Origin of the sequence: Streptomyces wuyuanensis, assembly GCF_900103455.1 — a bacterium.
In the GTDB taxonomy this organism is placed as follows: Bacteria; Actinomycetota; Actinomycetes; order Streptomycetales; family Streptomycetaceae; genus Streptomyces; species Streptomyces wuyuanensis.
The window spans coordinates 1-25,835 of sequence record NZ_FNHI01000014.1 but is presented as its reverse complement, the minus strand read 5'-3'; the positions used below and the strand labels follow the sequence as shown (position 1 = coordinate 25,835).

General features: G+C 73.1%; 24 protein-coding genes and 1 tRNA gene. 19 read left to right on the top strand and 6 right to left on the bottom strand.

Annotated elements, in window-relative coordinates:
* Positions 1–119 precede the first annotated feature (119 nt).
* The gene (argH, locus tag BLT82_RS20780; protein WP_093657028.1) at positions 120–1,547 is read left to right on the top strand and encodes an argininosuccinate lyase; all 1,428 of its coding nucleotides are present in this window, start codon (positions 120–122) and stop codon (positions 1,545–1,547) included.
* A 147-nt stretch (positions 1,548–1,694) separates the two neighbouring features.
* On the opposite strand, the gene BLT82_RS20775 is transcribed toward argH, so the two are convergent.
* Entirely contained in the window at positions 1,695–2,201 is a 507-nt protein-coding gene (locus BLT82_RS20775) for an HAD domain-containing protein (protein ID WP_093657026.1), read from the bottom strand.
* Between the two features lie 92 nt (positions 2,202–2,293).
* Between BLT82_RS20775 and BLT82_RS20770 the strand changes: the two genes are divergently transcribed.
* Together BLT82_RS20770 and BLT82_RS20765 are read left to right on the top strand one after the other, a co-directional pair.
* Entirely contained in the window at positions 2,294–2,839 is a 546-nt protein-coding gene (locus tag BLT82_RS20770; protein ID WP_093657024.1) for a TetR/AcrR family transcriptional regulator, read from the top strand.
* Complete coding sequence (locus BLT82_RS20765) at positions 2,836–4,383, top strand: MFS transporter (RefSeq protein WP_093657022.1); 1,548 nt, start codon at positions 2,836–2,838, stop codon at positions 4,381–4,383. The genes BLT82_RS20770 and BLT82_RS20765 overlap by 4 nt, the downstream gene beginning before the upstream one ends.
* Before the next feature lie 246 nt (positions 4,384–4,629).
* Here the strand turns inward: BLT82_RS20765 and BLT82_RS20760 are convergent, their stop codons facing one another.
* Positions 4,630–5,292, bottom strand: coding sequence for a lysophospholipid acyltransferase family protein (locus tag BLT82_RS20760; RefSeq protein WP_093657020.1), 663 nt, complete (start codon positions 5,290–5,292; stop codon positions 4,630–4,632).
* Positions 5,293–5,545: 253 nt separating this feature from the next.
* Between BLT82_RS20760 and BLT82_RS20755 the strand changes: the two genes are divergently transcribed.
* From BLT82_RS20755 to BLT82_RS20745, 3 genes are all read left to right on the top strand, one after another.
* Positions 5,546–6,736, top strand: a complete 1,191-nt coding sequence (locus BLT82_RS20755) for a glycerophosphodiester phosphodiesterase (RefSeq protein ID WP_093657018.1) — start codon at positions 5,546–5,548, stop codon at positions 6,734–6,736.
* Positions 6,737–6,878: 142 nt separating this feature from the next.
* A complete protein-coding gene (locus BLT82_RS20750) occupies positions 6,879–7,565 on the top strand; it encodes a sigma-70 family RNA polymerase sigma factor (protein ID WP_244292058.1) in 687 nt (228 codons plus the stop codon).
* A gap of 36 nt (positions 7,566–7,601) precedes the next feature.
* Entirely contained in the window at positions 7,602–8,129 is a 528-nt protein-coding gene (locus BLT82_RS20745; RefSeq protein WP_093657016.1) for a GNAT family N-acetyltransferase, read from the top strand.
* 102 nt (positions 8,130–8,231) lie between these two features.
* Here the strand turns inward: BLT82_RS20745 and BLT82_RS20740 are convergent, their stop codons facing one another.
* Positions 8,232–8,678, bottom strand: coding sequence for a hypothetical protein (locus BLT82_RS20740; protein ID WP_244292057.1), 447 nt, complete (start codon positions 8,676–8,678; stop codon positions 8,232–8,234).
* A 1-nt stretch (position 8,679) separates the two neighbouring features.
* Complete coding sequence (locus tag BLT82_RS20735; RefSeq protein WP_093657014.1) at positions 8,680–9,039, bottom strand: hypothetical protein; 360 nt, start codon at positions 9,037–9,039, stop codon at positions 8,680–8,682.
* A 142-nt stretch (positions 9,040–9,181) separates the two neighbouring features.
* On the opposite strand from BLT82_RS20735, the gene BLT82_RS20730 reads away from it, so the two are divergent.
* The 9 genes from BLT82_RS20730 to BLT82_RS20690 all read left to right on the top strand — a co-directional run bounded on the left by BLT82_RS20730 (position 9,182) and on the right by BLT82_RS20690 (position 21,999).
* Positions 9,182–9,829, top strand: a complete 648-nt coding sequence (locus tag BLT82_RS20730; RefSeq protein ID WP_093657370.1) for an HAD-IA family hydrolase — start codon at positions 9,182–9,184, stop codon at positions 9,827–9,829.
* A 366-nt stretch (positions 9,830–10,195) separates the two neighbouring features.
* A complete protein-coding gene (locus BLT82_RS20725) occupies positions 10,196–11,272 on the top strand; it encodes a methionine ABC transporter ATP-binding protein (RefSeq protein ID WP_093657012.1) in 1,077 nt (358 codons plus the stop codon).
* Positions 11,269–11,937: a methionine ABC transporter permease gene (locus BLT82_RS20720; RefSeq protein ID WP_093657010.1), complete on the top strand. Its 669-nt coding sequence runs from the start codon at positions 11,269–11,271 to the stop codon at positions 11,935–11,937. Before BLT82_RS20725 ends, BLT82_RS20720 begins: the two co-directional genes overlap by 4 nt.
* Before the next feature lie 107 nt (positions 11,938–12,044).
* Positions 12,045–12,914, top strand: coding sequence for a MetQ/NlpA family ABC transporter substrate-binding protein (locus BLT82_RS20715; RefSeq protein ID WP_093657008.1), 870 nt, complete (start codon positions 12,045–12,047; stop codon positions 12,912–12,914).
* 177 nt (positions 12,915–13,091) lie between these two features.
* Positions 13,092–13,730: a GNAT family N-acetyltransferase gene (locus tag BLT82_RS20710; protein WP_167746052.1), complete on the top strand. Its 639-nt coding sequence runs from the start codon at positions 13,092–13,094 to the stop codon at positions 13,728–13,730.
* A gap of 311 nt (positions 13,731–14,041) precedes the next feature.
* Complete coding sequence (cbiE, locus tag BLT82_RS20705; protein WP_093657004.1) at positions 14,042–15,256, top strand: precorrin-6y C5,15-methyltransferase (decarboxylating) subunit CbiE; 1,215 nt, start codon at positions 14,042–14,044, stop codon at positions 15,254–15,256.
* A gap of 368 nt (positions 15,257–15,624) precedes the next feature.
* Positions 15,625–19,413: a nicotinate-nucleotide--dimethylbenzimidazole phosphoribosyltransferase gene (gene cobT, locus BLT82_RS20700; RefSeq protein ID WP_093657002.1), complete on the top strand. Its 3,789-nt coding sequence runs from the start codon at positions 15,625–15,627 to the stop codon at positions 19,411–19,413.
* Between the two features lie 425 nt (positions 19,414–19,838).
* Positions 19,839–21,107 carry a uroporphyrinogen-III C-methyltransferase gene (gene cobA / locus BLT82_RS20695; RefSeq protein WP_093657000.1) on the top strand — a complete coding sequence of 423 codons (1,269 nt, stop codon included), beginning with the start codon at positions 19,839–19,841 and terminating at the stop codon, positions 21,105–21,107.
* 64 nt (positions 21,108–21,171) lie between these two features.
* Positions 21,172–21,999: a TrmH family RNA methyltransferase gene (locus BLT82_RS20690; protein ID WP_093656998.1), complete on the top strand. Its 828-nt coding sequence runs from the start codon at positions 21,172–21,174 to the stop codon at positions 21,997–21,999.
* Between the two features lie 7 nt (positions 22,000–22,006).
* On the opposite strand, the gene BLT82_RS20685 is transcribed toward BLT82_RS20690, so the two are convergent.
* Positions 22,007–23,212, bottom strand: coding sequence for a serine/threonine-protein kinase (locus BLT82_RS20685; RefSeq protein WP_093656996.1), 1,206 nt, complete (start codon positions 23,210–23,212; stop codon positions 22,007–22,009).
* 199 nt (positions 23,213–23,411) lie between these two features.
* Here BLT82_RS20685 and BLT82_RS20680 point away from each other — a divergent pair, with 199 nt between their 5' ends.
* The 4 genes from BLT82_RS20680 to BLT82_RS20665 all read left to right on the top strand — a co-directional run bounded on the left by BLT82_RS20680 (position 23,412) and on the right by BLT82_RS20665 (position 25,632).
* On the top strand, positions 23,412–23,672 hold the full coding sequence (locus tag BLT82_RS20680; RefSeq protein ID WP_093656994.1) for a hypothetical protein: 261 nt from the start codon (positions 23,412–23,414) through the stop codon (positions 23,670–23,672).
* 187 nt (positions 23,673–23,859) lie between these two features.
* Entirely contained in the window at positions 23,860–24,066 is a 207-nt protein-coding gene (locus BLT82_RS20675; RefSeq protein WP_093656992.1) for a hypothetical protein, read from the top strand.
* A gap of 291 nt (positions 24,067–24,357) precedes the next feature.
* Positions 24,358–25,308, top strand: a complete 951-nt coding sequence (locus BLT82_RS20670; RefSeq protein WP_093657368.1) for a phosphotransferase family protein — start codon at positions 24,358–24,360, stop codon at positions 25,306–25,308.
* Between the two features lie 51 nt (positions 25,309–25,359).
* Positions 25,360–25,632, top strand: coding sequence for a TFIIB-type zinc ribbon-containing protein (locus tag BLT82_RS20665; protein WP_093656990.1), 273 nt, complete (start codon positions 25,360–25,362; stop codon positions 25,630–25,632).
* A gap of 126 nt (positions 25,633–25,758) precedes the next feature.
* On the opposite strand, the gene BLT82_RS20660 is transcribed toward BLT82_RS20665, so the two are convergent.
* Positions 25,759–25,830, bottom strand: a tRNA-Val gene (locus tag BLT82_RS20660).
* Positions 25,831–25,835: the final 5 nt, after the last annotated feature.

The window sequence follows — 25,835 nt, the reverse complement described above, 5'->3', positions numbered from 1 at the left end:
TCCATAGGTCCACCGCTGCCGCCTCCCCTCCGTTCCGCCGGGCCCGGGCCTTCCGGGGGCCGGGAGCAGGGGAGGCGGCCGCACATCCGAAGCCCGGCAATTCTTGAGGAGCAAGTGCTGTGAGCAGCAACAACGGTGACGTCCGGCTCTGGGGCGGCCGGTTCGCCGACGGTCCCGCGGAGGCGCTGGCGAAGCTGTCGGCGTCGGTCCACTTCGACTGGCGGCTCGCGCCGTACGACATCGCCGGCTCCCGCGCCCACGCCCGCGTGCTGCACAAGGCGGGCCTGCTCACCGCCGACGAGCTGGAGCGGATGCTCGCCGGGCTCGACCGGCTCGAGGCGGACGTCGCCGACGGCAGCTTCACCGGCACCATCGCGGACGAGGACGTCCACACCGCTCTGGAGCGCGGTCTCCTGGAGCGCCTCGGTCCCGATCTCGGCGGCAAGCTGCGCGCCGGTCGGTCCCGCAACGACCAGGTCGCCACGCTCTTCCGGATGTACCTGCGCGACCACGCGAGGATCATCGGCGGACTCGTCGCCGAGCTCCAGGACGCCCTCGTGGGCCTCGCCGAGGCCCACCCCGACGTCGCCATGCCGGGCCGCACGCACCTCCAGCACGCCCAGCCCGTGCTCTTCGCCCACCATGTGCTCGCCCACGTCCAGTCGCTGTCCCGGGACGCCGAGCGGCTGCGCCAGTGGGACGAGCGGACCGCCGTCTCCCCGTACGGCTCCGGCGCGCTCGCCGGGTCCTCGCTGGGACTCGACCCGGAGGCGGTGGCGCGGGACCTCGGCTTCGAGCACGGCAGTGCGGGGAACTCCATCGACGGCACGGCCTCGCGGGACTTCGCCGCCGAGTTCGCGTTCATCACCGCGATGATCGGCGTGAACCTCTCCCGGATCGCCGAGGAGGTCATCATCTGGAACACGAAGGAGTTCTCCTTCGTGACCCTGCACGACGCCTTCTCCACCGGCTCGTCGATCATGCCGCAGAAGAAGAACCCGGACATCGCCGAGCTGGCGCGCGGCAAGTCGGGCCGGCTGATCGGCAATCTGACCGGTCTGCTCGCCACGCTGAAGGCCCTGCCGCTCGCGTACAACCGCGACCTCCAGGAGGACAAGGAGCCGGTCTTCGACTCCTGCGACCAGCTCGAGGTGCTGCTGCCCGCGTTCACCGGGATGATGGCCACCCTGACCGTCAACCGTGAGCGGATGGAGGAACTCGCGCCCGCCGGCTTCTCGCTCGCCACGGACATCGCGGAGTGGCTGGTGAAGCAGGGCGTGCCGTTCCGCGTCGCGCACGAGGTCGCCGGCGAGTGCGTCAAGGAGTGCGAGGCGCACGGGATCGAGCTGGACCAGCTCACCGACGACCAGTTCGCGAAGATCTCGCCGCACCTCACCCCCGAGGTCAGGACCGTGCTCGACGTCCCCGGCGCGCTCGCCTCCCGCAGCGGTCGCGGCGGTACGGCGCCGTCCGCCGTCGCCGCCCAGCTCGCGGAGGTCAAGGCGGACCTCGCCGCACAGCACGCCTGGGCCACCGCCAAGCGCTGACCGTCACGGCGGCACCGGCCCGACCGGGGCCGCCGCACCACCGCCCCTCACCGCAGCCCCCGTCCCTCACCGCACCGCCGCCACCCACGGCACACCTGTCACTCACAGCGCCGTGGCCACCTACGGCACCCCGTCACCCACCGCCACTCACAGCGCCGCCGCCCAGTCCGCGAGCGCGTCGAAGTCCGGCCGGATCAGTCCGATCCGATGGTCGACGTGCAGCAGCAGGGCGGCGGCGAGGTGCTTCCGTTCGACGTACTCGCGGTCCAGATCCGTGATCTCGTCGTCGATCCAGGCGAACGGCCGCCCGGCCGCGTACTCCAGCACGTACTGCGTCTTCCAGAACGTCCCCCGCGGCGCGGCGCCGTGCATCACGGGCCAGTCGACGAACGGCAGTTCGGGCAGCCCCAGCTGCGGGCCCACCCAGGCGTTCGCCTCGCCCTTCCATGTCGTCGCCCAGACCAGTTCGTACCGTTCCCCGAGCGCGAGCAGCTCCTCGCCGTGGCCCGGGTTGAGCCAGACCCGCAGGGGCTTCTCGTGTGCCCAGCCGCGGGGCCGCATCCGGTGCGTCGTGTACCCCTCGGGCCGGCGCTCCGGCTTCCCGCCGTACGGATTGAGCGGTCCGTCGATGTCGATCAGCAGCAGTGGCTTCATGCGCTCAGCTTCCCTACCCCACCCTTCGGCGAGGCATCGAATTATCGAATGAGACATTGACGTCTCATTCGGAGTATGGTTGTCTCACAGTCATGGATCGTGAACAGGTGCTGCGCGCCGCAGCCGCCCTCCTCGCCCGGAGGTCGACCGCGACGATGGACGAGGTCGCCCGCGCGGCGGGCATCGGGCGGGCGACGCTGCACCGGCACTTCGCCGGGAGGGACGCGCTCGTGAAGGCGCTCGAAGCCTTCGGCATCGCGGAGTTCGAGGCGGCCGTCGACCGCGCCGCGCTGGAGGACGGCCCCGCCGGCGACGCGCTGCGCCGGCTGATCGCCGAGATGGAGCCCGCCGCCGAGCTGCTCGCTTTCCTGGTCACCGAGAACCAGCTGTTCGAGGGCGACCAGGTCGACGAGGGCTGGGCCCGTCTGGACGCCCGCGTCAGTTCCCTGTTCCGGCGCGGCCAGGAACAGGGCGAGTTCCGGATCGACCTCTCGCCCGTCTGGCTCACCGAGGCCCTCTACGGCCTCATCGGTACCTGCGCCTGGGCCGCCATGGACGGCCGGGTCGCCAAGAACGACTTCCAGTACATGATCGCCGAGCTGCTGCTCGGCGGAGCACGACGGAGTGTGGAGAAATGACCAGCAGTACCGTCCAGCGCACGAGCGGGGCGGACGAGACCCTGTACCGCCGTGGGCGCTGGCTCGCGCTGGCGGTACTGGTCCTGGCCGTCCTGCTGGTGGCCGTGGACGCCACCGTGCTCGGCCTCGCGACGCCCTTCCTCAGCGAGGACCTCAAGCCCACCGGCACCCAGCTGCTGTGGATCGGCGACGTCTACTCGTTCGTCATCGCCGGACTGCTCGTCTCGATGGGCAGCCTCGGCGACCGGATCGGCCGCAAGAAGCTGCTGCTGACCGGTGCCGTCGCCTTCGGCGCCGTCTCCGTGCTCAACGCCTATGCCACCACGCCCGAGATGATGATCCTCGCCCGGGCCCTGCTCGGCGTCGCCGGGGCCACGCTGATGCCCTCCACGCTGGCGCTGATCCGCAACATCTTCCACGACCCGCGCGAACGCAGCATCGCCATCGGCATCTGGGGCGCCATGGCCTCGGCCGGCGCCGCCGTCGGACCGGTGGTCGGAGGCTTCCTGCTCGAGCACTTCTGGTGGGGCTCGGTCTTCCTCATCAACCTGCCCGTGATGGCCGTCCTCGTCCTCGTCGGCATCAAGCTGCTGCCCGAATCGAAGAACCCGGTCGCCGGGCCCTGGGACCTGATGAGCGTCGCCCTGTCGCTGACAGGCATGGTCGGCGTCGTGTACGCGATCAAGGAGGCCGCGAGCCACGGTCCGGGCTGGGAGTCCGGCGCCGCCGCGCTCATCGGCGCGGCCGCGCTGTACGGCTTCGTCCGCCGGCAGCTCACCCTGCCGTCGCCGCTGCTCGACATGCGGCTGTTCCGGCACCGGGGCTTCTCCGGCGCGGTGCTCGCCGACCTGCTGACCATCCTCGGGCTGTCGGGACTGGTCTTCTTCCTCTCCCAGTTCCTCCAACTGGTCCAGGAGCGGCCGCCGCTCGAGGCCGGGCTCGCCGAGCTGCCCGCCGCGATCGGCGCGGTGGCGACCGGACTCGTCGCCGGGCGTTTCGCCCGCCGGTTCTCCGTCCGGTCCGTCGTGGCCGGAGGACTCGCCGCCGTGGGTGTCGCACTGGCCGTGCTCACCGTCATCGGCAGCTCCACGGGCTATCCGCTGCTCGGCGCGGCCCTGCTGGTCGTCGGCGTCGGGGCCGGTTTCTCGTTCACCGTCACGGCCGACGTCATCCTGTCCAGCGTGCCGAAGGAACAGGCCGGCTCTGCCTCGGCCGTGTCCGAGACGGCCTACGAACTCGGCGCGGCGCTCGGCATCGCGCTGCTCGGATCGATCGTGACCGGCGTGTACCGGGACTTCGCGACACCGTCCGGAGTCCCGGCGGACGTGGCGTCCGCGGCCCATGAGTCGCTCGGCGGGGCGGTCGAGGCCGCGGCCGTGCTGCCGGCCCACCAGCGGACCGAACTGGTCGGGGCGGCGCAGGAGGCGTTCGTCGAGGGGCTGCGGCTCGCGGCGGGTGTGGGCGCCGCGGTGCTGCTCGCCACCGCCGTGGCCGCGTGGTTCCTCATGCGCGGCCAGAAGCTGGCGGACGGCGTCGAGCACTGACGCCCGGCGACCGGCGAGACCCGGCCCCGCAGCACCGGACCGGACGTCCCCGCACATCGCGCCGCCCCCGCGCTCGATGCGCGGGGGCGGCGTTCGGCTTGCGGCGGCTCCGCACACGGCGGGTCGCGGTCGGATCCCCCAGTGCGGCCGGCGACCACGCGCGGCCGGCGCCGGGTGACCCGGCGCGGGCCCCGTCCGCTGCGCCCCGGCCCGAGGGGCGGCCGGAACGGTCCGGCCGCCGTCCGCTCAGGCGGCCTTCGCCTTCGTGGCGTACATGTCCACGTACTCCTGGCCGGACAGCCGCATCACCTCGGTCATCACCGAGTCCGTCACCGCCCGCAGCACGTAGCGGTCGCGGTCCATGCCCTCGTAGCGCGAGAACTCCATCGGCTTGCCGAAGCGGACCGTCACCCGGCCGGGACGCGGCACGCCGGCGCCGCCCGGCTGGAGCTTGTCGGTACCGATCATGGCGAACGGGACGACGGGCGCGCCCGTCATCAGGGTGAGCCGCGCGATGCCCGTACGGCCGCGGTACAGACGGCCGTCGGGGGAGCGGGTGCCCTCCGGGTAGATGCCGAAGACCTTGCCCTCCTCCAGCACCCGGCGGCCCGTCATCAGCGCCGCCACACCGCCGTTCGCGCCGTCCCGGTCCACGGGGATCATGCCGACGCCGGTGAAGAACCAGGCCATCAGCCGGCCCTTGAGCCCCTTGCCGGTGACGTACTCGTCCTTGCCGATGAAGTACACGGGCCGGTCGCACACGATGGGGAGCACCATCGAGTCGATGAAGGTGAGGTGGTTGCCGGCGAGGATGACCGGGCCGTCCCCCGGGATGTTCTCCGCGCCTTCCACGCGGGGGCGGAACATCAGGCGCAGGATCGGTCCGAGCACTGCCTTGATGAGCGACAAGCGGGACAACGTGTCCTCCGGTGTCAGGAGCGGGACGGCGGGTACGGCTGGCGAAGTCTCTGCAGGTGAGGACGATACTCGCGGGTGCCGCCCGACCGCACATTGGGTTCACCGGGCAGATACACAGTGTTGACCTGAATTCGCGCCCCGTTCGCCCCGGGTCTCCCGCTCGTAACGCGCCCGCGCCTAGCCTGTGCGCCGCGCGGCCCCGCCGATCAGGTGCGGGACATCACCATTCGACGGAGGAGTGTTTATGACACACGGTGCGGAAAGTACCCCCGGGCGGCGGACCCTCCTGGGGGCGGCGGTGCTCGGGTCGGCGGCGCTCGGGATGGCCGCCGCGCCGGGCGCGCACGCCGCGGAGCGCGCCGCCGGGGACGTCCGGGCCCCCGGCGAGCGGCACGGCGGCGGACACGGCTCCGGCTACCGCTCGCTGCCGGTGCCCACCGTCATCGCCCACCGCGGGGCCAGTGGCTACCGGCCCGAGCACACCCTCGGCTCCTACCAGCTGGCCCTGGACATGGGTGCGCACGTCGTCGAGCAGGACCTCGTACCCACCAAGGACGGGCACCTGGTCTGCCGCCACGAGAACGACATCACCGGCACCACCGACGTCGCCTCCCGCCCCGAGTTCGCCTCGCGCCGGACGACCAAGTCGGTGGACGGCACCGCCATCACGGGCTGGTTCACCGAGGACTTCACCCTGGCCGAGCTGAAGACGCTGCGCGCCAAGGAGCGGATACCGGCGAGCCGCCAGGAGAACACCGTCTACGACGGCCGCTGGACGATCCCCACCTTCGAGGAGGTGCTGCGCTGGGCCGACGCCGAGGGCCGCCGCCGCGGCCGGCCCGTCTGGCTGCACGTCGAGACCAAGCACCCCACCTACTTCCGCGGCATCGGCCTCGGCCTGGAGGAGCGGCTGGCGAAGCTGCTGCGCCGTCACGGCCGGCACCGCGCACACTCGCCCGTCTTCCTCCAGTCCTTCGAGCCGACCAGCATCGAGCGGCTCGCGAAGCTGGTGGACTCGCCGCGCGTCGTGCTGCTCTCCGGCGCGAACACCCGCCCCTGGGACTTCGTCCAGTCCGGTGACCCGCGCACGGTCGCGGACCTGGTCACGCCGCAGGGCCTGAAGTGGATCGCCTCGTACGCGCAGGGCATCGGCCCCACCCTCGACCTCATCGTGCCGAGGGACGCGAACGGCAGGCTGGGCACGCCCACCACGCTCGTCCGTGACGCCCACGCCCGGGGTCTGATCCTGCATCCGTACACGATGCGGAACGAGAACTCCTTCCTGCCCGCCGACTTCCGCCGCGGCACGGACCCGAACGCGTACGGGGACGTCTTCGGCGCGTTCAAGGTGTACTTCGAGCAGGGCATCGACGGGATCTTCACCGACAATCCGGACACGGGTCTGCTGGCCCGAGCCGACTTCGTCGACGGCTGACCGCCCGTCGGGTCCCGCACCGGCCGGCGGCGGAGCACCGCCGCCCGGCCGGACCGTGTCAGCGGCCGAACGGCCGTCATGCGGTCGGGTGAGAGCGCGCCCCGGCGGAAACCGCAGCTCGCGGTGGGGCGTCCCGCACGGCATGACACCGTGTGAAGAGGACTCCGCTTCCGGTTCGGCCGCCCTGCGGAGCGCCGTGGCGGCCCGGCCCGCGACCGTCGCCGGGAGCGGCTCCGCGCCCGGACCGAGCGCCGGCCGGAACGCCGCCGGGACCCGTACCGCCCCGGCGGCCCCCGGCGCCGTGCCGGCCGGGACCGCCGGGGCGCTCGTGCGCTACCTGCGGCCGCTCGTCGCGGCGGAGGCGAGCGCCGAGGCCCACGGTGACGCACTGGATTCCGGGGACCTCGAACAGTCCGTCTGGGTGCGGCTCCTGGAACGGCTCGACACCGAGGGCCCGCCGGCGGACGCCGCCGAGTGGGTCGCGGGAGCCGTACGGGAGGAGGCGCGCCGCGCCCGGCACCGGGCCCGGCGCGAACGCCCCTACACGGCCGAGCCCGCCGCGGGACCCGCCGCCTGCCCCGAACGGGCCGCGCTCGTCGCGGAACGGCGCCGCGCGCTGCGGGCCGCCGTCGCCCGAGCACCGGGCCGCTGCCGCCGGCTGCTGACTGCGATGCTGTCGCCGGAGGACCCCACTTACCGCGAAATCGCAGGAGAGTTGGGAATCTCACAAGGAAGTCTGGGGCCGATGCGTTCCCGCTGCCTGGGATGCTTGCGCAGAATGCTCGCGACAGAGGTTGCGGCTCCTGAACTCCGGGGAATGGAGCGGTAGACAACCGGGCAGCAGGTGAGCGGGAGGCATGCACACATGGGCATGAGCGTGACCATCTCAGCGGCAACGGCAGAGGACGCCGAACAGATCCTCAAGCTGCAGTACCTGTGCTACCAGAGCGAGGCCGAGCTCTACGGCGACTACCGCATGGAACCGCTCACCCAGACCCTCGGCGATCTGCGCGCCGAGCTCGACCGGGGGCACGCCCTGGTCGCCCGCCTCGGCGACGAGGTGATCGCCTCAGTCCGCGGCGAGATCGACGGCGAGGGCACCGCCCTGATCGGCAAGCTCATCGTCCACCCGCGGATGCAGCGGCACGGTCTCGGCGGCCGGCTGCTCGACGCCATCGAGGCGCACTTCGCGGGCGAGCCCGCGGCCCGCCGCTTCCAGCTCCTCACCGGCCACCGCAGCGAGCGGAATCTGCGCCTCTACCGCAGCCACGGCTACGCCTCCGTGTCCACCCGGGTGATGAACCCGAAGCTGACGCTCGTCACGATGGAGAAGGACGCGGCGGCCGCGGTGCCCTCGGCCCGTACCGCGGCGACCTTCGTCACGAGCGCGTAGCCCGGAGGCCGGTCGGCGCGGTCCGGTTCGCGCGTCGCCGAGCCTCGCTTCGGCGGGGCCGGGTTCAGCACGAAACGGCAGGGGCTCGGCGCGGGGCCCGGTTCAGCGCCGGGCCCGGCGCAGCCAGAGCATTCCGGTCACGGGCAGCAGCACCGGAATGAAGAGGTACCCCATGCCGTAGTCGGACCAGACCGTGGCGTCCGGGAAGGCTGACGGATCGGCCAGCGTCCACGTGCCGACGGTCAGCACTCCCACCAGCTCCGCGGCACAGCACACCAGGGCCGCCCTGCGCGCCCGCTCGCCGCCGCGGAACAGGGTGTACGTGATGAAGGCGTACACCACCGCCGCGATCGCCGAGAGCGAGTACGCGAGTGGGGCGCGGTCGTACTCGGTGGCGATCTGGTAGACGGAACGCGACACGGCGCCCACCGACATCACCCCGTACAGCCACACCAGCAGCAGCCCGGGACCCTTGACCAGCCTGGTCGCGGGCGCCGGCTGGATCCCGCTCTCGGAGGTGCTCCGCGGCACCACGGTCTCCCCGGCCATCTCAGCCTCCCCAGATGTCGTGGAGCCGGACTTCCAGCACCGCGAGCACGACCGCCCCGGCCGCCACCGTCGCCGAACCCCAGCGGGTCCGCTCGGCCAGCGACAGGAACCCGGCCGCGGGAACCGCGGCGAACGCCCCGATCAGATAGGCGACGAAGATCGTCGCCCCCTCGTCGGCCTTCTCGCCCCGTGCCAGCTGCACCACGCCGATCACCAGCTGGACCAGGGCCAGCAGGGTGACCACGGCCATGCCGATGAAGTGCCAGTCCTTGGTGGGCTGGTCGCGGAACGCGGCGAAGCCGCACCACGCGGCGAGGGCGAGAGCGGCCGCGGACACCGCGACCGTCAGGGCGTCAAGCATGAGTGAGAGCGTATTACGGGCCAAATGGCCCCATGCGCGCGGCCCCGGCAGACCCCGCGCGCCGGTGCGTACGGCCGCCGGGACCGGCCGCCGGGGGCTCGCGCACGGGGGCTTAGGCTCGGGAGTCATGCGATCCGGAACCCTGAAGATCCACGCCGAGGCCCTGCTGTTCGACAACGACGGGACGCTCGTCTCGTCCCTGGAGTCGGTCCACCGCTGCTGGACCCGTTGGGCGGGGGAGTACGGGATCACGCCCGAGGACTTCGCCCGCGTCGAGCTGCACGGCCGGCCCGCCGCCGAGATCGCCGCGGATCTGCTGCCCGCCGCCGTCGTGCCGGAGGCCGTGGCGCGGATCGAGGAGCTGGAGGTCGAGGACGTCGCCGGAGGCGTCGTACTGCTGCCCGGCACCGCCGCCCTGCTCGCCTCCCTGCCCGCCGAGCGCTGGGCCGTCGTCACCTCCGCGACCCGTCGGCTGGCCGAGGCCCGGCTCGCGGAGGTCGGCGTGCGACCCAAGACCCTGATAGCCGCCGACGACATCACCAGGGGCAAGCCCGACCCCGAGCCGTTCCTGCTGGCCGCCCGCACGCTCGGCGTCGACCCGGCCCGCTGCGTCGTGTTCGAGGACGCGCCCGCGGGTCTGGCCGCCGGCCGCGCCGCGGCGATGACGACCGTGGCGTTGACCACAACCCACGGCCCCTCCGAGCTCGTCGCCGAGATCGTCGTCCCCGACCTCTCCGCCGTGTCCGCGCAGGCCACGGCTCATGGCGTGGAGATCGTCGCCACCGCCTGACGTCCGGATTCCGGACCCCTACATTCCGCTATTCGGACAGCGGTGATCCGCTCCAGGGGCGGTCTGTTTTACTTGCCGCATGACCACGACGAGCAGCCGCACCCTTGCGACCGAGGCGATCACGACGCCCGGTGCTCGTTGTATGTGTCGAATGTGCGCCTTCTGAGGGCCCCTGCCTGAGCCTCGCGCCCCGAAGCGAGACCCCGACAGCCATGCCGTGTCCGCCGCGACGGCGACGGACCGAGCCTGCCCCGCGCACACGTTGCCGATCGGTCACTCGTGCTGCGCCGACTGTCCCCAAGACGACTTGCCCCGTGCCCGGCGACGGAACCCCGCGCCGTGCACTCGACAGTGACGGAAACCCCTGTGATCACCACTACGGGCCTCACCAAGGTCTATCAGTCGCGAGGTCGCGACATCACCGCCCTCGACGGCGTCGACCTGCACGTCCGCGAGGGCGAGGTCTTCGGCGTCATCGGCCGCAGCGGAGCCGGGAAGTCCTCCCTCATCCGCTGCGTGAACCTGCTGGAGCGCCCCACCTCCGGCAGCGTCGTCGTCGACGGCACCGACCTCACCGCCCTCGCCGGACGCGGCAACCGCGCCGGGAGGGAACTCCGCCGGGCGCGCAGCCGCATCGGCATGGTCTTCCAGCACTTCAACCTGCTGTCCTCGCGCAGCGTGCAGGACAACATCGAGCTGCCGCTGGAGATCCTCGGCGTCTCCGGAGCCGAGCGCTCCCGCCGCGCCCTCGAACTCCTCGACCTCGTCGGCCTCGCCGACAGGGCCAAGGCCTATCCCGGACAGCTGTCCGGCGGCCAGAAGCAGCGCGTCGGAATCGCCCGCGCGCTCGCCGGCAACCCCAAGGTGCTGCTCTCCGACGAGGCCACCAGCGCCCTCGACCCCGAGACCACCCGGTCCATCCTCCAGTTGCTGCGCGACCTCAACCGGCAGCTCGGACTGACCGTGCTGCTCATCACGCACGAGATGGACGTCGTCAAGACCGTCTGCGACTCCGCCGCCCTGATGAAGCAGGGCCGGATCGTCGAGTCCGGCACGGTCGGGGAACTGCTCGCCACGCCCGGCTCCGAGCTCGCCCGCGAGCTGTTCCCCGTCACCGGGGACGCCTCGGGCCCGGAACGCACGGTCGTGGACGTCACCTTCCACGGCGACGCCGCCACCCAGCCGGTCATCTCCCAGCTGTCACGCACCTACAACATCGACATATCGATCCTCGGCGCCGCGATGGACACCGTCGGCGGCAAGCAGATCGGCCGGATGCGCATCGAACTGCCGGGCCGCTACGAGGACAACGTCGTACCCGTCGGCTTCCTGCGCGAACAGGGCCTGCAGGTCGACGTCGTGGACGAGGACCTGCCGGCCGAGGTGCCCGCGCAGAGCAACGGGGCCCACGGCGCCGCACTGGTGAAGGAGACCGTCAAGTGACGTGGTCGGAGATGCAGCCCTTGCTGACCCAGGGCACCCTGGACACCCTCTACATGGTCCTGTGGTCCACCCTGGTCACCGCGATCGGCGGACTGCCGCTCGGCATCCTCCTCGTCCTCACCGACAAGGGCGGACTGTTGCAGAGCACCCCGGTGAACAAGGCCGTCGGCGTGGTCGTGAACATCGGCCGCTCGCTGCCGTTCATCATCCTGCTGATCGCGCTGATCCCCTTCACCACGGCCGTGGTCGGCACCTTCATCGGCCCCACCGCCATGATCGTGCCGCTGGCCGTCGGCGCCATCCCGTTCTTCGCGCGACTCGTCGAGACGGCGATCCGCGAGGTCGACCACGGACTGGTCGAAGCCGTCCAGTCCATGGGCGGATCCATCCCGACGATCATCCGCAAGGTGCTGCTCCCGCAGGCCCTGCCCTCGATCGTCGCCGCCGTCACCACCACCGTGATCGTGCTCATCGGCTACTCGGCCATGGCCGGCGCGGTCGGCGGGGAGGGCCTCGGATCCAAGGCCGTCACCTACGGCTTCCAGCGGTTCGAGACCGGGTTCATGCTCGTCACCGTCGTCATCCTGGTCGCCATCGTCACGGCCGTACAGCTGATCGGCGACGGGATCGTACGGCTGCTGTCGCGCCGCGGCCGCACCGCCTGACCACCTCCAGCACCACCCCGGTGCCGGCGCTTCGCCCCGGTACCTCCAGCGAGCCCGCACTCCTTGTCCGGGCGCCATCACCGCAACACCAGAAAGAGGCACTCTTCGTGCGCAACTCCCGCAAGAACACCAAGCTCACCGCGGCCGCCGCCGTCACCGCCGCACTCGCCCTGGGCCTCACCGCCTGCGGCACCTCCTCCGACCCGGCCGCGGCCGGAACCGGCGACAAGGCCGCGGCGTCCGAGCCGCTCGTCGTCGCGGCGTCCCCGACCCCGCACGCCGACATCCTGAACTTCGTCAAGAAGAACCTCGCCGACAAGGCCGGACTCAAGCTGGAGGTCAAGGAGTTCACGGACTACGTCCTGCCGAACACCGCCACCCAGTCCGGCCAGGTCGACGCCAACTTCTTCCAGCACAAGCCGTACCTGGACGACTTCAACAAGAAGAACGGCACCACCATCGTCCCGGTGGTCAACGTCCACCTCGAGCCGCTCGGCCTGTACTCGAAGAAGGTCAAGAAGGTCGAGGACATCAAGCCCGGACAGACCGTCGCCGTTCCCAACGACACCACCAACGAGGGCCGCGCGCTCCAACTCCTCGCCGAGCACGGCCTGATCACCCTCGAGCCGGGTGTCGGCACCAGCGCCAAGCTGTCCGACATCACCGACAAGAAGGGCCTGGAGTTCAAGGAGCTGGAAGCCGCCACCGTGCCCCGCGCCCTGAACGACGTCGACGCCGCCGTCATCAACGGCAACTACGCGATCGAGGCCGACCTCAAGCCCGCCGAGGACGCCCTCGTCCTGGAGAAGGCGGAGGGCAACCCCTACGCCAACTTCCTCGCCGTCAAGAAGGGCAACGAGAAGGACGCGCGCGTCGAGAAGCTCGCGAAGCTCCTCAACTCCCCCGAGGTGAAGAGGTACATCGAGGACACCTACACCGGCTCGGTCGTCCCGGCGCTCGGCGCTCCCGCCAAGTGACGCCGACCGTACGGCCCTTGGGGACGTACGGTTGAACGCGGGCCCCGTGCACCCCGGTGCTGCACGGGGCCCGCGGCGTATGGTGGGCCGAACCGACCCGGCCCTGCACATCGCAGACCCCATGCTGCATGCTGTGCCTTTACGGCCCTTACGACGGTCTTCGGCATGGAGCTGCGCATGACTACCACGTTTCCGGACATCTCCATCAGCACGGAGCGGCTGGTGCTGCGCGCACTCGAACCCGCCGACGCCCCCGCCCTGGCCGAGATGATGAACGACGAACAGGTCGCCGCCTGGACGGCCGTGCCCCAGCCCTACACCGAGGCCGCCGCCCACGCCTGGATCAGCGACCACGCCCCCGGTGAACGCTCCGCAGGCCGGGGCATAGACCTCGCCGTCACCGAGTTCCTCACCCAGCGACTGGTGGGTGTGATCCGGCTGAGCAGGACCGACTGGCGGGTGCGCTCCAGCGAGATGTCGTACATCATCGCCCCCTGGGCCCGCGGCGAGGGGTACGCCTCCGAGGCGGCCCTCGCCACTGCCCAGTGGCTCTTCCGCGACCAGCGGTTCGAGCGCCTCGAACTGCGCACCGCCGCCGACAACACCGCCTCACAGCAGGTCGCCCAGAAGATCGGCTGCATCAGCGAGGGCGTCCTGCGCGGCGCCTGCATAGCCCGCACCCGCACCGAGGGCGGGGGCTGGACGGATCTGCGCACCGACTTCATCGTCTGGAGCCTGCTCCCCGAGGATCTCGAAGGCGTCGCCGACCAGATGGCCGAGGCGGGCGGGTTCGGCGCCTACACCGACTGGAACTGAACCGCCGGGACGGACGGCCACCGCACCGGGCCGCACCGACCGGGGCACGCCCCGACCAGCACGTACAGACCCGGAACCGTCCACCGGCCGGGCCGCCCGGACCGGGGGAAGACCCCTCCGGGGGGAGGAAGCCCGACCCGGCAGGGACGCCCACCGCACCGTTCCGGCACGGACCCGGGAGACGGGCGGACCCCGTAGCGGACCGGGCGGCACCACCGCGCGCACCGGCACCAGGTACCCTCGGCCCTGCCTGCCCCGCACCCCCTGTGGGCACGGTCCTCACCTGCGACGACACCAGGAGAACGACGACGATGGCCGACCGCGTCACGGTGATCGGCTGGGACGGCTCGCCGCTGACCGCGGCCGCCAGGTCCGCCCTGTCCGCCGCCACGCTCGTCGCCGGGGCCGCCCACCACCTCGCGCTTCCCGAAGTGCCGCCGGGCGCCGAGCGCATCCGCCTCGGCAGCGTCGACCTCGCCGCCCGCAGGATCGCGGGACACCGCGGCAGCCCCGTCGTCCTCGCCGACGGCGACCCGGGCTTCTTCGGCGTCGTCCGCACCCTTCGCGCCCCGCAGCACGGCCTCGAGGTGGAGGTCGTCCCCGCCGTCTCCTCCGTCGCCGCCGCCTTCGCCAGGGCCGGGATGCCCTGGGACGACGCCCAGATCGTCGTGGCCCACAGCCGCACTCTGCGCCGCGCCGTCAACGTCTGCCGGGCGCACCCCAAGGTCGCCGTCCTCACCTCCCCGGGCGCCGGCCCGGCCGAACTCGCCCTGCTCCTCGACGGCGTCCACCGCACCTTCGTGATCTGCGAGGAGCTCGGCACCGAGCGCGAACAGGTCACCGTGCTGACCTCCGACAAGGTCGCCGACCACAGCTGGCGCGACCCCAACGTCGTCATCGTCATCGGAGGCGCCGTCAGCACCCAGGGCGGCGCCGGCTGGGTCGCCGGCCGGGAGCCCGGCTATCCCACGCAGGTACGCGGCTGGGCCCTCCCGCGCGGCGAGAGCGGCCCGGCCGCCGAAAGCGAATCGCTGCAGCTGCGTGCCGCCCAACTCGCCCGGCTCGGACCGCGCACGGGCGATCTCGTCTGGGACATCGGCTGCGGCAGCGGCGAGCTCGCCGCCGACGCGGCCCGCTTCGGCGCCGCGGTGATCGCCGTCGACGACGACCCGGCCGCCTGTATCGCGGCGGATGCCGCCGCCCGCCGCCACGGCGTCCTCCTGCAGACCGTCCGCGGCCGGGCGCCGCACGTCCTGGAACGGCTTCCCGAACCGGACGTCGTGCGGATCGGCGGGGGCGGCGTCCCCGTCGTCACCGCCTGCGCCGACCGCAGGCCCGAGCGCATCGTCACCCACGCCTCCACCCGGGACGAGGCCGAGGCGATCGGCGCGGCCCTCACCGAGGGCGGATACGCCGTCGAGTGCGCCCTCCTCCAGTCTGTCGAGCTCGATTCCGGCGACTGGTCGGAGCGCGAGCGGTCGGTCGTCTTCCTGCTCGCCGGCCACCGTCGGGAACCGGCTTCCTGACCTCTCGCCGGCCACCCCCGGCCGCCCCCAGAACCGGGCGCCGAACCGCGGCGCGGTAGGCTGGCCGATCGTTGTACCGCAGCCGGTCGTTGGTCGATTCGCTCTCCAATATCCGGAAAAGGGGACGATTTTGACCCTGGTTGTGGTACGGCGCGACCGGGGGACGCGCAACGTGGCGCAGTCCACACCAAACCGTGGCCGATCCTGCTGCCGCGGACGCGAACGCCCACGACAATGCTTGTGTCTGCGGGCTTTCGTGCCGCGTGGGGCACACGCTCGTTCTTGTAGTGACGGGCACGGGTGTGTGCCGCGATCGGGCGCCCCGGGCGAAGGTCTGAAGGAGCACAACCGATGGGCGAGGGGTACGCATGACTGACACCGGCCAGGTCCCGGGCGAGGGACTGCCGGAGAACGCAGGCATGGTGGAGCAGCCGGGCGTCCCCGCTCCCGGCGCCTACACCTACCTCGACCACTCCGGCAGTGCCCCAGAATCCGTCACCGAGGACGACGACCTCCTCCTGATGCCGGGCTCGCAGGGAGCGTGGAGCGACCCCCAGCCCGCGGCTCCGCCCACGCCACCCGGGCCGACTCCGACCCGGGAGCCGGGCCACGGCCGGCCGGCGGCCGCCCAGGACGTCGCGGCGGCCCGGCAGGCGCCTGTTCCAGGGACGCAGGCGGCCGCGGCCGGGTACGCCGAGGCCGGTACGGCCGCCGTACCCGCGCCCGGGTCGTCGCAGGCCCATCCGGCGCAGGAGCAGCGGTACATGGGACACGAGCAGCAGTTCCAGCCGGCCGGGCAGCACGCCGCCCAGGCCCAGGCGGTCGCCGGTCCGGCGACCGCGGAGCAGGCGGTGGCCGGACAGCCACTGGCTCCGGGGCAGTCCGCTGCCCAGGGCCGCCCGGATGCTCACGCACAGCCGGATGTTCAGGCCCAGGGGGCGGTTCAGGTTCAGCCGGATGCCCTCGCTCAGGGCCTGCCCGCTCCGGAGCCGCAGGGCGCGGCCGAGCAGCCGGTGCACGAGACCGGCGCACACGAGGCAGGCGGCCGGGACTCCGGCTCCCTCGACCTCGGCGGGGTACGGATGCCGCCCGCCGCGCCCGCGCAGACTCCGCCCCCGGCCCGCCGCCCCCTCCACATGGGCCCGCCGGTTCCCGAGGCGAACAACGGCGTCGTCCGCTCGCTCGCGGACCGCGGCCCCGCCGCCCATCGGGCCGGCGGCGGTGTCGCGGCGCAGCAGGGCGCCCTGACGGCACCGGTCGCGGGTCCGCCGACCGGCGGTCTGGAATACCTCGACGTACCGCGCGATGAGGCCGAGTTGCTGCCCGGTCCCCAGCTGGGCGAGATCCCGCCGCAGGGCGTCTCTTGGGGCGCCCAGCCTCCGCAGCCCCGGGCGACCGCGCCCGAGGGAGCGGCACCCGAGGCGGTCGCCCCGGCTCCCGCGGAAACGGTCACCCCGCAGGTCGTGCAGCCGCCGGCGGAGGCGGCCGGCGCTGCTCAGCATGCGCCCGCCGCGCCGTATCCGGCCGCCGAGGCAGCCCCGGACCCCATGGCCACCGGGCAGTTCGTCCAGGTGGATGGGGTGTTGCCGACGGGCCCCCGACCGGTGGCCTCGCCCGTCGCCGTCATGACGCCGCCCGAGGCGGAGCAGGCGGACACCGAGGCCGCGGAGCCCGCCGCCGAGACAGCCGTGCCCGCCGCCGAGGCCGCCGGGCCTGTCCCCGAGGCCGCCGTACCCTCCGCCGAGGCAGCCGTGGCTTCCGGGCCGGCGCCCGCGCCTGCCGACGCGGCTCGGCCCGTCGCCGCTGCCGAGCCCGTACAGGCGCCCGCTGCCGCTCCGGAGACCGTCGCCGAGGCCGCACCCGGTGAGGTCCCGCAGCCGCAGGTGGAAGCGGCGGCCGTCCCCGCGCCCCGCGAAGGCGAGGCGGTGGACGGGACCGCCGCGGCCGAGGACGCCGGGCAGGCTGTCGAGGCCCTCGACGGTGCGCAGTCGGCCGAGACCCCCGTACCGGTGGCCGCGGAGCAGTCCGCGGCCGCGCCGGAGCCCCTCGACGCCGCTCCCGCGACCGCCGCGCACGGGGCCGAGGCCGAGGTCTCCGCGGACGCCGAGCCGCTCGTCGGGCCGGCGGACGCCGGGAACGCGACCGCCGAGTCCGTGGCCGCCCCGGCAGGGGAGTCCGCGTCCGAGACCGATCCCGTCGCGGAGCCGGTCGCCGAAGCCCATCCGTCCGCCGAGGCACAGCCGTCCGCCGAGGCCCAGCCGTCCGCCGAGATCCCGCCGACCGCCGGGACCGGGCCGTCCGCCGAGAGCCGGCCGGACCCCAGCACCGAGGCCGAACCCGTCGCTGAACCCCTCGCGGAGCCCGTCGCCGAGGACGTGCAGAGTGCCAGCGAGGACGTCAAGGCGGATGCCGAGGAGATCCACGGCACGCCCGCGCCCGGGTACGCCGACGCCGAGCGTGAAGCCGTGCTCCGCGTGATGCGCGAGCGCCGCGACATCCGCAACGGCTTCCGCAGCGACCCGATCCCGCACGACGTCCTGCTCCGCGTCCTCGAGGCCGCCCACACCGCGCCGTCCGTCGGCCACTCCCAGCCCTGGGACTTCGTCGTCATCCGCTCCGCCGAGACCCGGCGCTCGATGCACGAACTCGCCCAGCGCCAGCGCGAGGCGTACGCCAAGTCGCTGCCCAAGGGCCGGGCCAAGCAGTTCAAGGAACTGAAGATCGAGGCCATCCTCGACACGCCCGTCAACATCGTCGTGACCGCGGACCCGACGCGCGGCGGCCGCCACACCCTCGGCCGGCACACCCAGCCGCAGATGGCGCCGTACTCCTCCGCCCTGGCCGTCGAGAACCTCTGGCTCGCCGCCCGCGCCGAAGGACTCGGCGTCGGCTGGGTCAGCTTCTTCGACGAGCGCGAGATGGTCCGGGCGCTCGGGCTCCCCGAGCACTTGGAGGTCGTGGCCTACCTGTGCGTGGGCTACGTCGACGAATTTCCCGAGGAGCCGGAGCTGATGCAGGCGGGCTGGTCCAAGCGCCGGCCGCTGTCCTGGGTCGTCCACGAGGAGACCTACGGCCGACGCGCGCTGCCCGGCGAGGAGCCGCACGACCTGCTCCAGGAGACCGTGTCCAACATCCGGCCGCTGGACGCCAAGGCGCTCGGGGAGGCGTGGGAGCGGCAGAAGCGGATGACCAAGCCCGCTGGTGCGCTCGGCATGCTCGAGATCATCTCCGCGCAGCTGGCCGGACTGTCCCGGATGTGCCCGCCGCCGATCCCGGAGCCCGCGGCCGTCGCGATCTTCGCGGGCGACCACGGGGTGCACGCCCAGGGGGTCACCGCCTGGCCCCAGGAGGTGACCGGCCAGATGGTCGCGAACTTCCTCGGCGGGGGAGCGGTCTGCAACGCCTTTGCCAACCAGGTCGGCGCCGAGGTCTGCGTCATCGACGTCGGCGTCGCGTCCGACCTGCCGGCCACCCCCGGGCTGCTGCCGCGGAAGGTGCGCCCCGGAACGGCCGACTTCACGACCGGCCCCGCGCTCAGCCGCGAGGAGGTCCTCGCCGCGATCGAGGTGGGCATCGAGAGCGCCCGCGACCTGGTCTCAGCCGGCAACAAGGCGCTGCTCACCGGTGAGATGGGCATCGCCAACACCACGGCCTCGGCCGCGCTGATCTCCGTGTACACCGGGGTGGACCCGGCGGAGGTCACCGGGCGCGGCACCGGCATCAACGACGAGATGCACGCACGGAAGGTCGACGTCGTCCGGCGCGCCCTGGATCTCCACCAGCCGGACCCGGCCGACCCCGTCGGCGTCCTCGCGGCGGTCGGCGGCCTGGAGCACGCGGCCCTGGTCGGCTTCATCCTCGGCGGCGCCTCGCTCCGCACGCCGGTCGTGCTGGACGGCGTCTCGGCCGGCGCCGCGGCGCTGGTCGCCCGGGCGGTGGCGCCCGAGGCGCTCGCGGCCTGCATCGCCGGCCACCGCAGCGCCGAACCGGGCCATGTCGCCGCCCTGAACAAGCTGGGTCTGCGTCCCCTGGTCGACCTCGACCTCCGCCTCGGCGAGGGCACGGGCGCGCTGCTCGCGCTCCCCCTCGTCCAGAGCGCGGCCCGCGCGATGCACGAGGTGGCGACGTTCGACTCGGCGGGCGTCACGGAGAAGTAGACCGGCGGGCGCGCCGCGCCGGCATCGAGGGCCGGCGCGTCCCGGCGGGGGTTGTGCCCCGCGGACGCTCGTGCCGTACGGGCGTCGTGCGTGCGGGCGTTGTGCTCGCCCGCGCCGCGCGTGCGTGCGGCGGCCGGCGTGGGGGTCGGACGGGCGCGTCCCCTCTCGGCCTCCCCGTACCCGTCGGCATCTCCGGCGGATCCGGACGGCTGTACGGGTACGGGGAGGACCCGTGCGGCAGGCGCGGCGTGCGGGCGCTCCGGGCCACCCCACCCGTTCCGCGGCCGGCACGATCGCTCCCAGCGCGCCCGCAACGCCGTGCCCCGCACCCCGTATCGTGTTCGCCAGGACCGCCCCACCCGTCCCCACCAGCCGCTTCACCGTCGCAGCGGCCCCGCACCGCCGCACCGAGGAGCCGCACCGCCATGGCCGAGCCCGACGAGCAAGCCACGAGCCCCGCGCACCCCCAGCACGACGCCCGCGAGGAGCACCCCGCCTACCCCGTGGGGCTCCGCCTCGCCGGCCGGCGCGTCGTCGTCCTGGGCGGTGGCCAGGTCGCCCAGCGCCGTCTCCCCGCCCTCATCGCCGCCGGTGCCGACATCACCCTGATCTCGCCGTCCGCGACCCCTTCCGTCGAGGCCATGGCGGAGACGGGCGAGATCACCTGGACCCGGCGCCGGTACCAGGACGGGGACATCGCCGACGCCTGGTACGCGCTGGTCGCCACCAGCGACCACGTGGCCAACGAGACCGCCTCCGCCGAGGCGGAGAGGACGAAGACCTGGTGCGTGCGGTCCGACGACGCCGAGGCCGCGACCGCCTGGACCCCGGCCACGGGGCGCAGCGAGGGCGTGACGGTCGCGGTGCTGACGGGCCGGGACCCGCGCCGGTCGGCCGCCGTGCGGGACGCCATCGTCGAGGGACTGCGCGACGGTTCCCTCGCCGCACCGCACAGCCGTGACCGCAGGCCCTTCGTCGCCCTGGTCGGCGGCGGCCCGGGCGACCCCGACCTGATCACCGTGCGCGGCCGCCGGCTGCTCGCCGAGGCCGATGTCGTCATCGCCGACCGTCTCGGGCCGCGCGACCTGCTGGACGAACTCCCGCCGCACGTCGAGGTGATCGACGCGGCGAAGATCCCGTACGGCCGCTTCATGGCGCAGGAGGCGATCAACAACGCCCTCGTCGAGCACGCCAAGGCGGGCAGGTCGGTCGTGCGGCTCAAGGGCGGCGACCCGTTCGTCTTCGGCCGCGGCATGGAGGAGGCCCAGGCTCTGGCGGAGGCCGGGATCGCGTGCACCGTCGTGCCCGGCATCTCGAGCTCGATCTCCGTTCCGGGCGCGGCCGGCATCCCGGTCACCCATCGCGGTGTGGCGCACGAGTTCACGGTGGTCAGCGGCCATGTCGCACCGGACGATCCCCGCTCGCTCGTCGACTGGAAGTCGCTGGCCAAGCTGACCGGCACGCTGGTGATCCTCATGGGCGTCGACAAGATCGGTGCCATCGCCGAGGCCCTCATCGCCCACGGCAAGGCGCCGGACACCCCGCTCGCTCTCGTGCAGGAGGGCACCACGGCCGCCCAGCGCCGGGTCGACGCGACGCTCGCGACGGTCGCGGAGACCGTCAGGGCCCAGGACGTCCGGCCCCCCGCGGTCATCGTCGTCGGCGACGTCGTCGCCGAGGGCCCTCACAAGTAACCGGCGGTAACGGAACTCCGTCCCGCCCGTTGGCACCTCTTCCCGGACAAGGCAGTATCACCCTGTGGCAGATCTCATCACCGTCGACGACCCCGAGGACCCGCGCCTGCGCGACTACACGGGCCTGACAGACGTCGAACTGCGGCGCAAGCGCGAGCCCGCGGAGGGCCTGTTCATCGCCGAGGGGGAGAAGGTCATCCGCCGCGCCCGGCACGCGGGTTACGAGATGCGTTCGATGCTGCTGTCCGCCAAGTGGGTCGACGTCATGCGCGACGTCATCGACGAGGTCCCGGCCCCGGTCTACGCGGTCAGCCCGGACCTCGCCGAACGCGTCACCGGCTACCACGTCCACCGCGGCGCCCTCGCGTCCATGCAGCGCAAACCGCTGCCGACGGCCGGAGAGCTCCTGCGGAGCGCCCGCCGTGTAGTGATCATGGAATCGGTCAACGACCACACCAACATCGGTGCGATCTTCCGCAGTGCGGCGGCCCTCGGCATGGACGCGGTGCTGCTCTCGCCGGACTGCGCCGACCCGCTCTACCGGCGGTCGGTGAAGGTCTCGATGGGGGCGGTGTTCTCCGTGCCCTACGCACGCCTCGAGTCCTGGCCCAAGGGGCTGGAAACCGTAAGGGAGTCGGGCTTCAAGCTGCTCGCGCTCACCCCGGACGAGAAGGCGTCGGCGATCGACGATGCGGCTCCGCACCGGCTGGACCGGGTCGCGCTGATGCTCGGCGCCGAGGGCGAGGGACTGTCGACGAAGGCCCTGATGGCGGCCGACGAGTGGGTCCGGATCCCGATGGCCCACGGCGTGGACTCGCTGAACGTCGGCGCCGCCGCCGCGGTGGCGTTCTACGCGGTGGCCACGGGCCGCCCCGGAACCAGCCAGTGCTGATGCGGCACTAGCCCCGAAGTCCCTGCGCCACGGTGATGCCCAGTGCCACGACGAGCGTCACCACGACGAACACGAAGATCCGCTGACGCAGCAGCCGGGGATTCGCCGGCCTGCGTCCGGTGGACGTCGTCCTGGCCCCGGGCCGTGAGGAGGGCAGGCCGCCGGTGTTGGCGCCGCCCCGGGACTGCGGCGGCCGCGAGCCGCCCGTACGGGGCGCCTGCTGCCGCGGCATCCGCTCCCGGGACCCGGCGGACCCCGTGCTTCCCCCGGTGCTCGGCGGCCTGCCGTGGGTGGTCCGTTCCGTGTACCGCGCCGTACGGCGCCCCGACGGCAGTTCCTGCTCGGTCCGCTCCCGCTGGGCCGGGGGACGCACCTCCGAAAGGCCCTGCGCCTCGCGGGCCGCGATCTCCTTGAGCCGCATGGACAGCTGCAGGGTGCTGGGCCGCTCCTCGGGGTCCTTCGCCAGACAGGCGCGCAGCAGCGGAGCCAGCGCGTCCGGCACGCCGTGCAACTGCGGCTCCTCGTGCACCACCCGATAGAGCATCACTTCGGAACTTCCGTGCCCGAAGGGGGAGTCGCCCGTGGCGGCGTACGCGAGCGTGGCCCCCAGCGAGAAGACGTCCGTCGCGGGCGTGACCGCGGCGCCGCGCACCTGCTCGGGAGCGAGGAAGCCGGGGGAGCCGACCGCCGTGCCGACATGCGTGAGCGTGCTCGCGCCGGTGGCCCAGGCGATGCCGAAGTCGATGATCCGGGGGCCCTTGGGGGAGAGAAGGATGTTCGACGGCTTGAGGTCCCGGTGGACCACCCCGGCCTCGTGGACGGCCACGAGCCCCTCGGAGAGCGCCGCCCCCACGGCGGCCGTCTCGGCGGCCGACAACAGGCCCTCCCCGGCCACCTTGTCGTGCAGGGACGGTCCGGGTACGTACTGGGTGGCGAACCACGGCCGGTCCGCGTCGAGGTCCGCGGCGACCAGCCGCGCCGTGCACCCGCCCCGGATCCGCCGGGCGGCCGACACCTCCCGGGCGAAGCGGGACCGGAACTCCTGGTCCTCAGCGAGGTCCGGGCGGATCACCTTCAGCGCGACGCGCTGGCCCCGCCGGTCCGAACCCAGGTACACGACCCCCATACCGCCGGCGCCGAGTCGCCGGTGCAGCCTGAACGAGCCGACGACACGCGGATCCTCGCGCCGGAGCCGCATCATCGCCATGTTCATCCCCGCCGGCCGGTGGTCCTTCTGACGTGGCACAGCTTACGTACCCTCAGGCCGGTGTGCTCATAGGCCGCGCCCTCGCGGGCCGATCGATTGTCAGTGCCCGGTGGGAGAATTGAGGAGTGGTCAGGAGCCCCTGCTCTCCAGGGCCGCTGACCCGTGCGCGATCCCAATGAGGCGTGACAGAAGGGGGATTGGATCGATGAAGGGCGACCGTGTGGAGATAGTCGTGGACGCGGGGGACACGACGAGGACGTACGAAGTGGTGGCAAGCCGGGCGGGCCGGCGGGTCGAGACCGCGGTACGGCGAGGGGTGGTCGAAGTGAGCGAAGTCACGCGTTCCGGTTCCATCGTGCGAACGGCCCGCTTCATGGCCAACCGGGTGCTGGCGCTGGTCGAGCAGCCGGTGCCCGTCGAGGCGCCCGGGGACCGCCGTCCCCTCCGGGAAGACCCCCAGACGTAGGTCCACTTCTCCACCCAGGGGAGTACGCGGGGCCGGGTGGCCTCATCCTCCTGGAGGCCCGCCAATCGGTACGCGGGCATGACGTGGGGGACGGCCCGGCTCCCTAGTCTTGAGATCAAGCGGCGGGGGCAGTACTCGTCCCCCGAGGTCACGCACCCGCCGCTGCCAACTCGAGGGGAGAGGAACCATGGCGGACACGGCATCGCGGACCATGATCCGTACGCAGGGGCGCAAGGCCTTCGCCGCGTTCGACGGCCGTCCCGGCGGCCGTCGCCACCCGCTGGTCGCCACGGCCATGGTCCTCCCTCTCGCGACCCTGCTCGTCGTCGTCTTCGGCGGCTGGGAAGCAGTGGTCACACAGGCGTCGTCCGTGGGCGTGATGCTGGGGCGCTGAGCGGCGCCCCGGACCCGGAAGAGCGGTCCGGGTCGGGGACATCCAACCCAAAGCCCCGTGGGGACGGGGGTGCGACGGACGGCAGCGATCGGCCGGCCAGCTGGGGAGCTGGCCGGCCGGCGCTATTTCCGGGGCACCGCGGGGCCCACCGCACCCGGGGCGGCTCGGCTCCACGGCCCCGACCCGTCCGGGCACCGCCGTGCCCGCTCCCGGCCCCGGCCAAGGGCCCGCCGGAGGACCGGACTTCCCAGCCCGTACCCTCGGCGCGTGGAGCAGAGCGATCGCGCGCTGGTGCGTGCCCTTTCGGAGGCGGCGCGGGAGGCGGCGCACGTGCCCGGGCCGCGGGACGCGTGCCGGGCCTGCGGGCGGGACCCGGACGTGCTGGCGGAGCGGAGCGACGCGGTCGTCGTACGGCACGGCCGCGCCGTCGCCAAGGCCCACGCGCCCTGGACCGAGCCGGACGCCCACCGCGTACGGGTCGCCGTCGCCGCGCACCCGTTGCTGGCCGGGATACTCCTGCCGCCGGTCCGGGACACCGCGCCCGTCGGCGGGCGTCCCGTCACCACCTGGCCCTACGGCAGTCCCGTCGACCCCTCCGACCCGGACGCGGCCCCCTGGGAGGAGGCCGCGGCGCTGCTCGCCCGCCTCCACACCGTGCCGCTCGGCGCACTGCCGGGCCCGCTGCCCGTGATGCGGGGTCCGGCGAAGGCCGCCGCCGCGGTTGTGCGGATGCACTCGGCGGCGCCCGCGCATCCCGCCGCGTGCGCCGTGCTCGGTGCCTGGAGCCGGCTGCCGGCCTGGGCCAGGGACGAGGCCCCGGCTCCCGTCCCCGCCCGTCTCTGCCACGGCGATCTCCATCTGGGCCAGCTGGTCCGCCATCCCGCCGGCGCGGGCCCCTGGCAGCTCATCGACGTCGACGACCTCGGGCTCGGCGATCCCGCCTGGGACCTCGCCCGTCCCGCCGCATGGTTCGCGGCGGGCCTCCTCGCCCCGGACGTCTGGGCGCGTTTCCTCGGCGCGTACCGTGCCGCCGGCGGACCCGCCGCGGGTCCCGAGGGATCCGACCCGTGGCCACCGCTCGACGTGCCGGCCCGCGCCCTGACCGTCCAGGCCGCGGCCCTGGCCGTGGCGAAGAGCACCGCCGAGCGGCGCGATCTCGACGACGTGGAAAGGGCGATGACCGACGCATGCGCCCGAATTGCCTCTCTCCCGCCCGAGTTGGACGACATGATCCCGTCGTAGTGTGGGAACGGGATCACCCAATGAGACCGAGCGCGAGGAGCTGACCGAACGATGCAGTGTCCCAAGTGCCATGCGCCCATGCACACGTACAACCGCAACGGCGTCCAGATCGAGCAGTGCAGCGGCTGCCGGGGGATATTCCTGGACTACGGGGAGCTGGAGTCGCTGACCAGGCTGGAGAGCCAGTGGGTGCAGCAGGCCCCGCCGCCCGCCCCGCAGAGCTATCCGGCGCCCGCCCAGCCGGCCTGGGGTGCCCCGCACCACGGCCATCACGGAGGCCACCACCGTCAGCGCGGCTTCGGCCGGATGCTCTTCTCGTCCTGACGGCCGGGTCGCTCCCGTGGACCGGCGCCCCGCGACCCGGGGCCTCCCGGGCGGAGACACCGGACGGCGACGACGGGAACACGACGGAGCCCCCGGCCGCAATGCGCGGCCGGGGGCTCCGGACTGTGGACGATACTGGGATTGAACCAGTGACCTCTTCCGTGTCAGGGAAGCGCTCTCCCGCTGAGCTAATCGTCCTCGGG

Bases quoted from the DNA above. Each gene is read 5' to 3' on its own strand.
- BLT82_RS20775 (WP_093657026.1), bottom strand. From the start codon at position 2,201: ATGAAGCCACTGCTGCTGATCGACATCGACGGACCGCTCAATCCGTAC.
- BLT82_RS20770 (WP_093657024.1), top strand. From the start codon at position 2,294: ATGGATCGTGAACAGGTGCTGCGCGCCGCAGCCGCCCTCCTCGCCCGG.
- BLT82_RS20765 (WP_093657022.1), top strand. From the start codon at position 2,836: ATGACCAGCAGTACCGTCCAGCGCACGAGCGGGGCGGACGAGACCCTG.
- BLT82_RS20755 (WP_093657018.1), top strand. From the start codon at position 5,546: ATGACACACGGTGCGGAAAGTACCCCCGGGCGGCGGACCCTCCTGGGG.
- BLT82_RS20750 (WP_244292058.1), top strand. From the start codon at position 6,879: ATGACACCGTGTGAAGAGGACTCCGCTTCCGGTTCGGCCGCCCTGCGG.
- BLT82_RS20745 (WP_093657016.1), top strand. From the start codon at position 7,602: ATGGGCATGAGCGTGACCATCTCAGCGGCAACGGCAGAGGACGCCGAA.
- BLT82_RS20740 (WP_244292057.1), bottom strand. From the start codon at position 8,678: ATGGCCGGGGAGACCGTGGTGCCGCGGAGCACCTCCGAGAGCGGGATC.
- BLT82_RS20735 (WP_093657014.1), bottom strand. From the start codon at position 9,039: ATGCTTGACGCCCTGACGGTCGCGGTGTCCGCGGCCGCTCTCGCCCTC.
- BLT82_RS20710 (WP_167746052.1), top strand. From the start codon at position 13,092: ATGACTACCACGTTTCCGGACATCTCCATCAGCACGGAGCGGCTGGTG.
- cbiE (WP_093657004.1), top strand. From the start codon at position 14,042: ATGGCCGACCGCGTCACGGTGATCGGCTGGGACGGCTCGCCGCTGACC.
- cobT (WP_093657002.1), top strand. From the start codon at position 15,625: ATGACTGACACCGGCCAGGTCCCGGGCGAGGGACTGCCGGAGAACGCA.
- cobA (WP_093657000.1), top strand. From the start codon at position 19,839: ATGGCCGAGCCCGACGAGCAAGCCACGAGCCCCGCGCACCCCCAGCAC.
- BLT82_RS20685 (WP_093656996.1), bottom strand. From the start codon at position 23,212: ATGAACATGGCGATGATGCGGCTCCGGCGCGAGGATCCGCGTGTCGTC.
- BLT82_RS20680 (WP_093656994.1), top strand. From the start codon at position 23,412: ATGAAGGGCGACCGTGTGGAGATAGTCGTGGACGCGGGGGACACGACG.
- BLT82_RS20675 (WP_093656992.1), top strand. From the start codon at position 23,860: ATGGCGGACACGGCATCGCGGACCATGATCCGTACGCAGGGGCGCAAG.
- BLT82_RS20665 (WP_093656990.1), top strand. From the start codon at position 25,360: ATGCAGTGTCCCAAGTGCCATGCGCCCATGCACACGTACAACCGCAAC.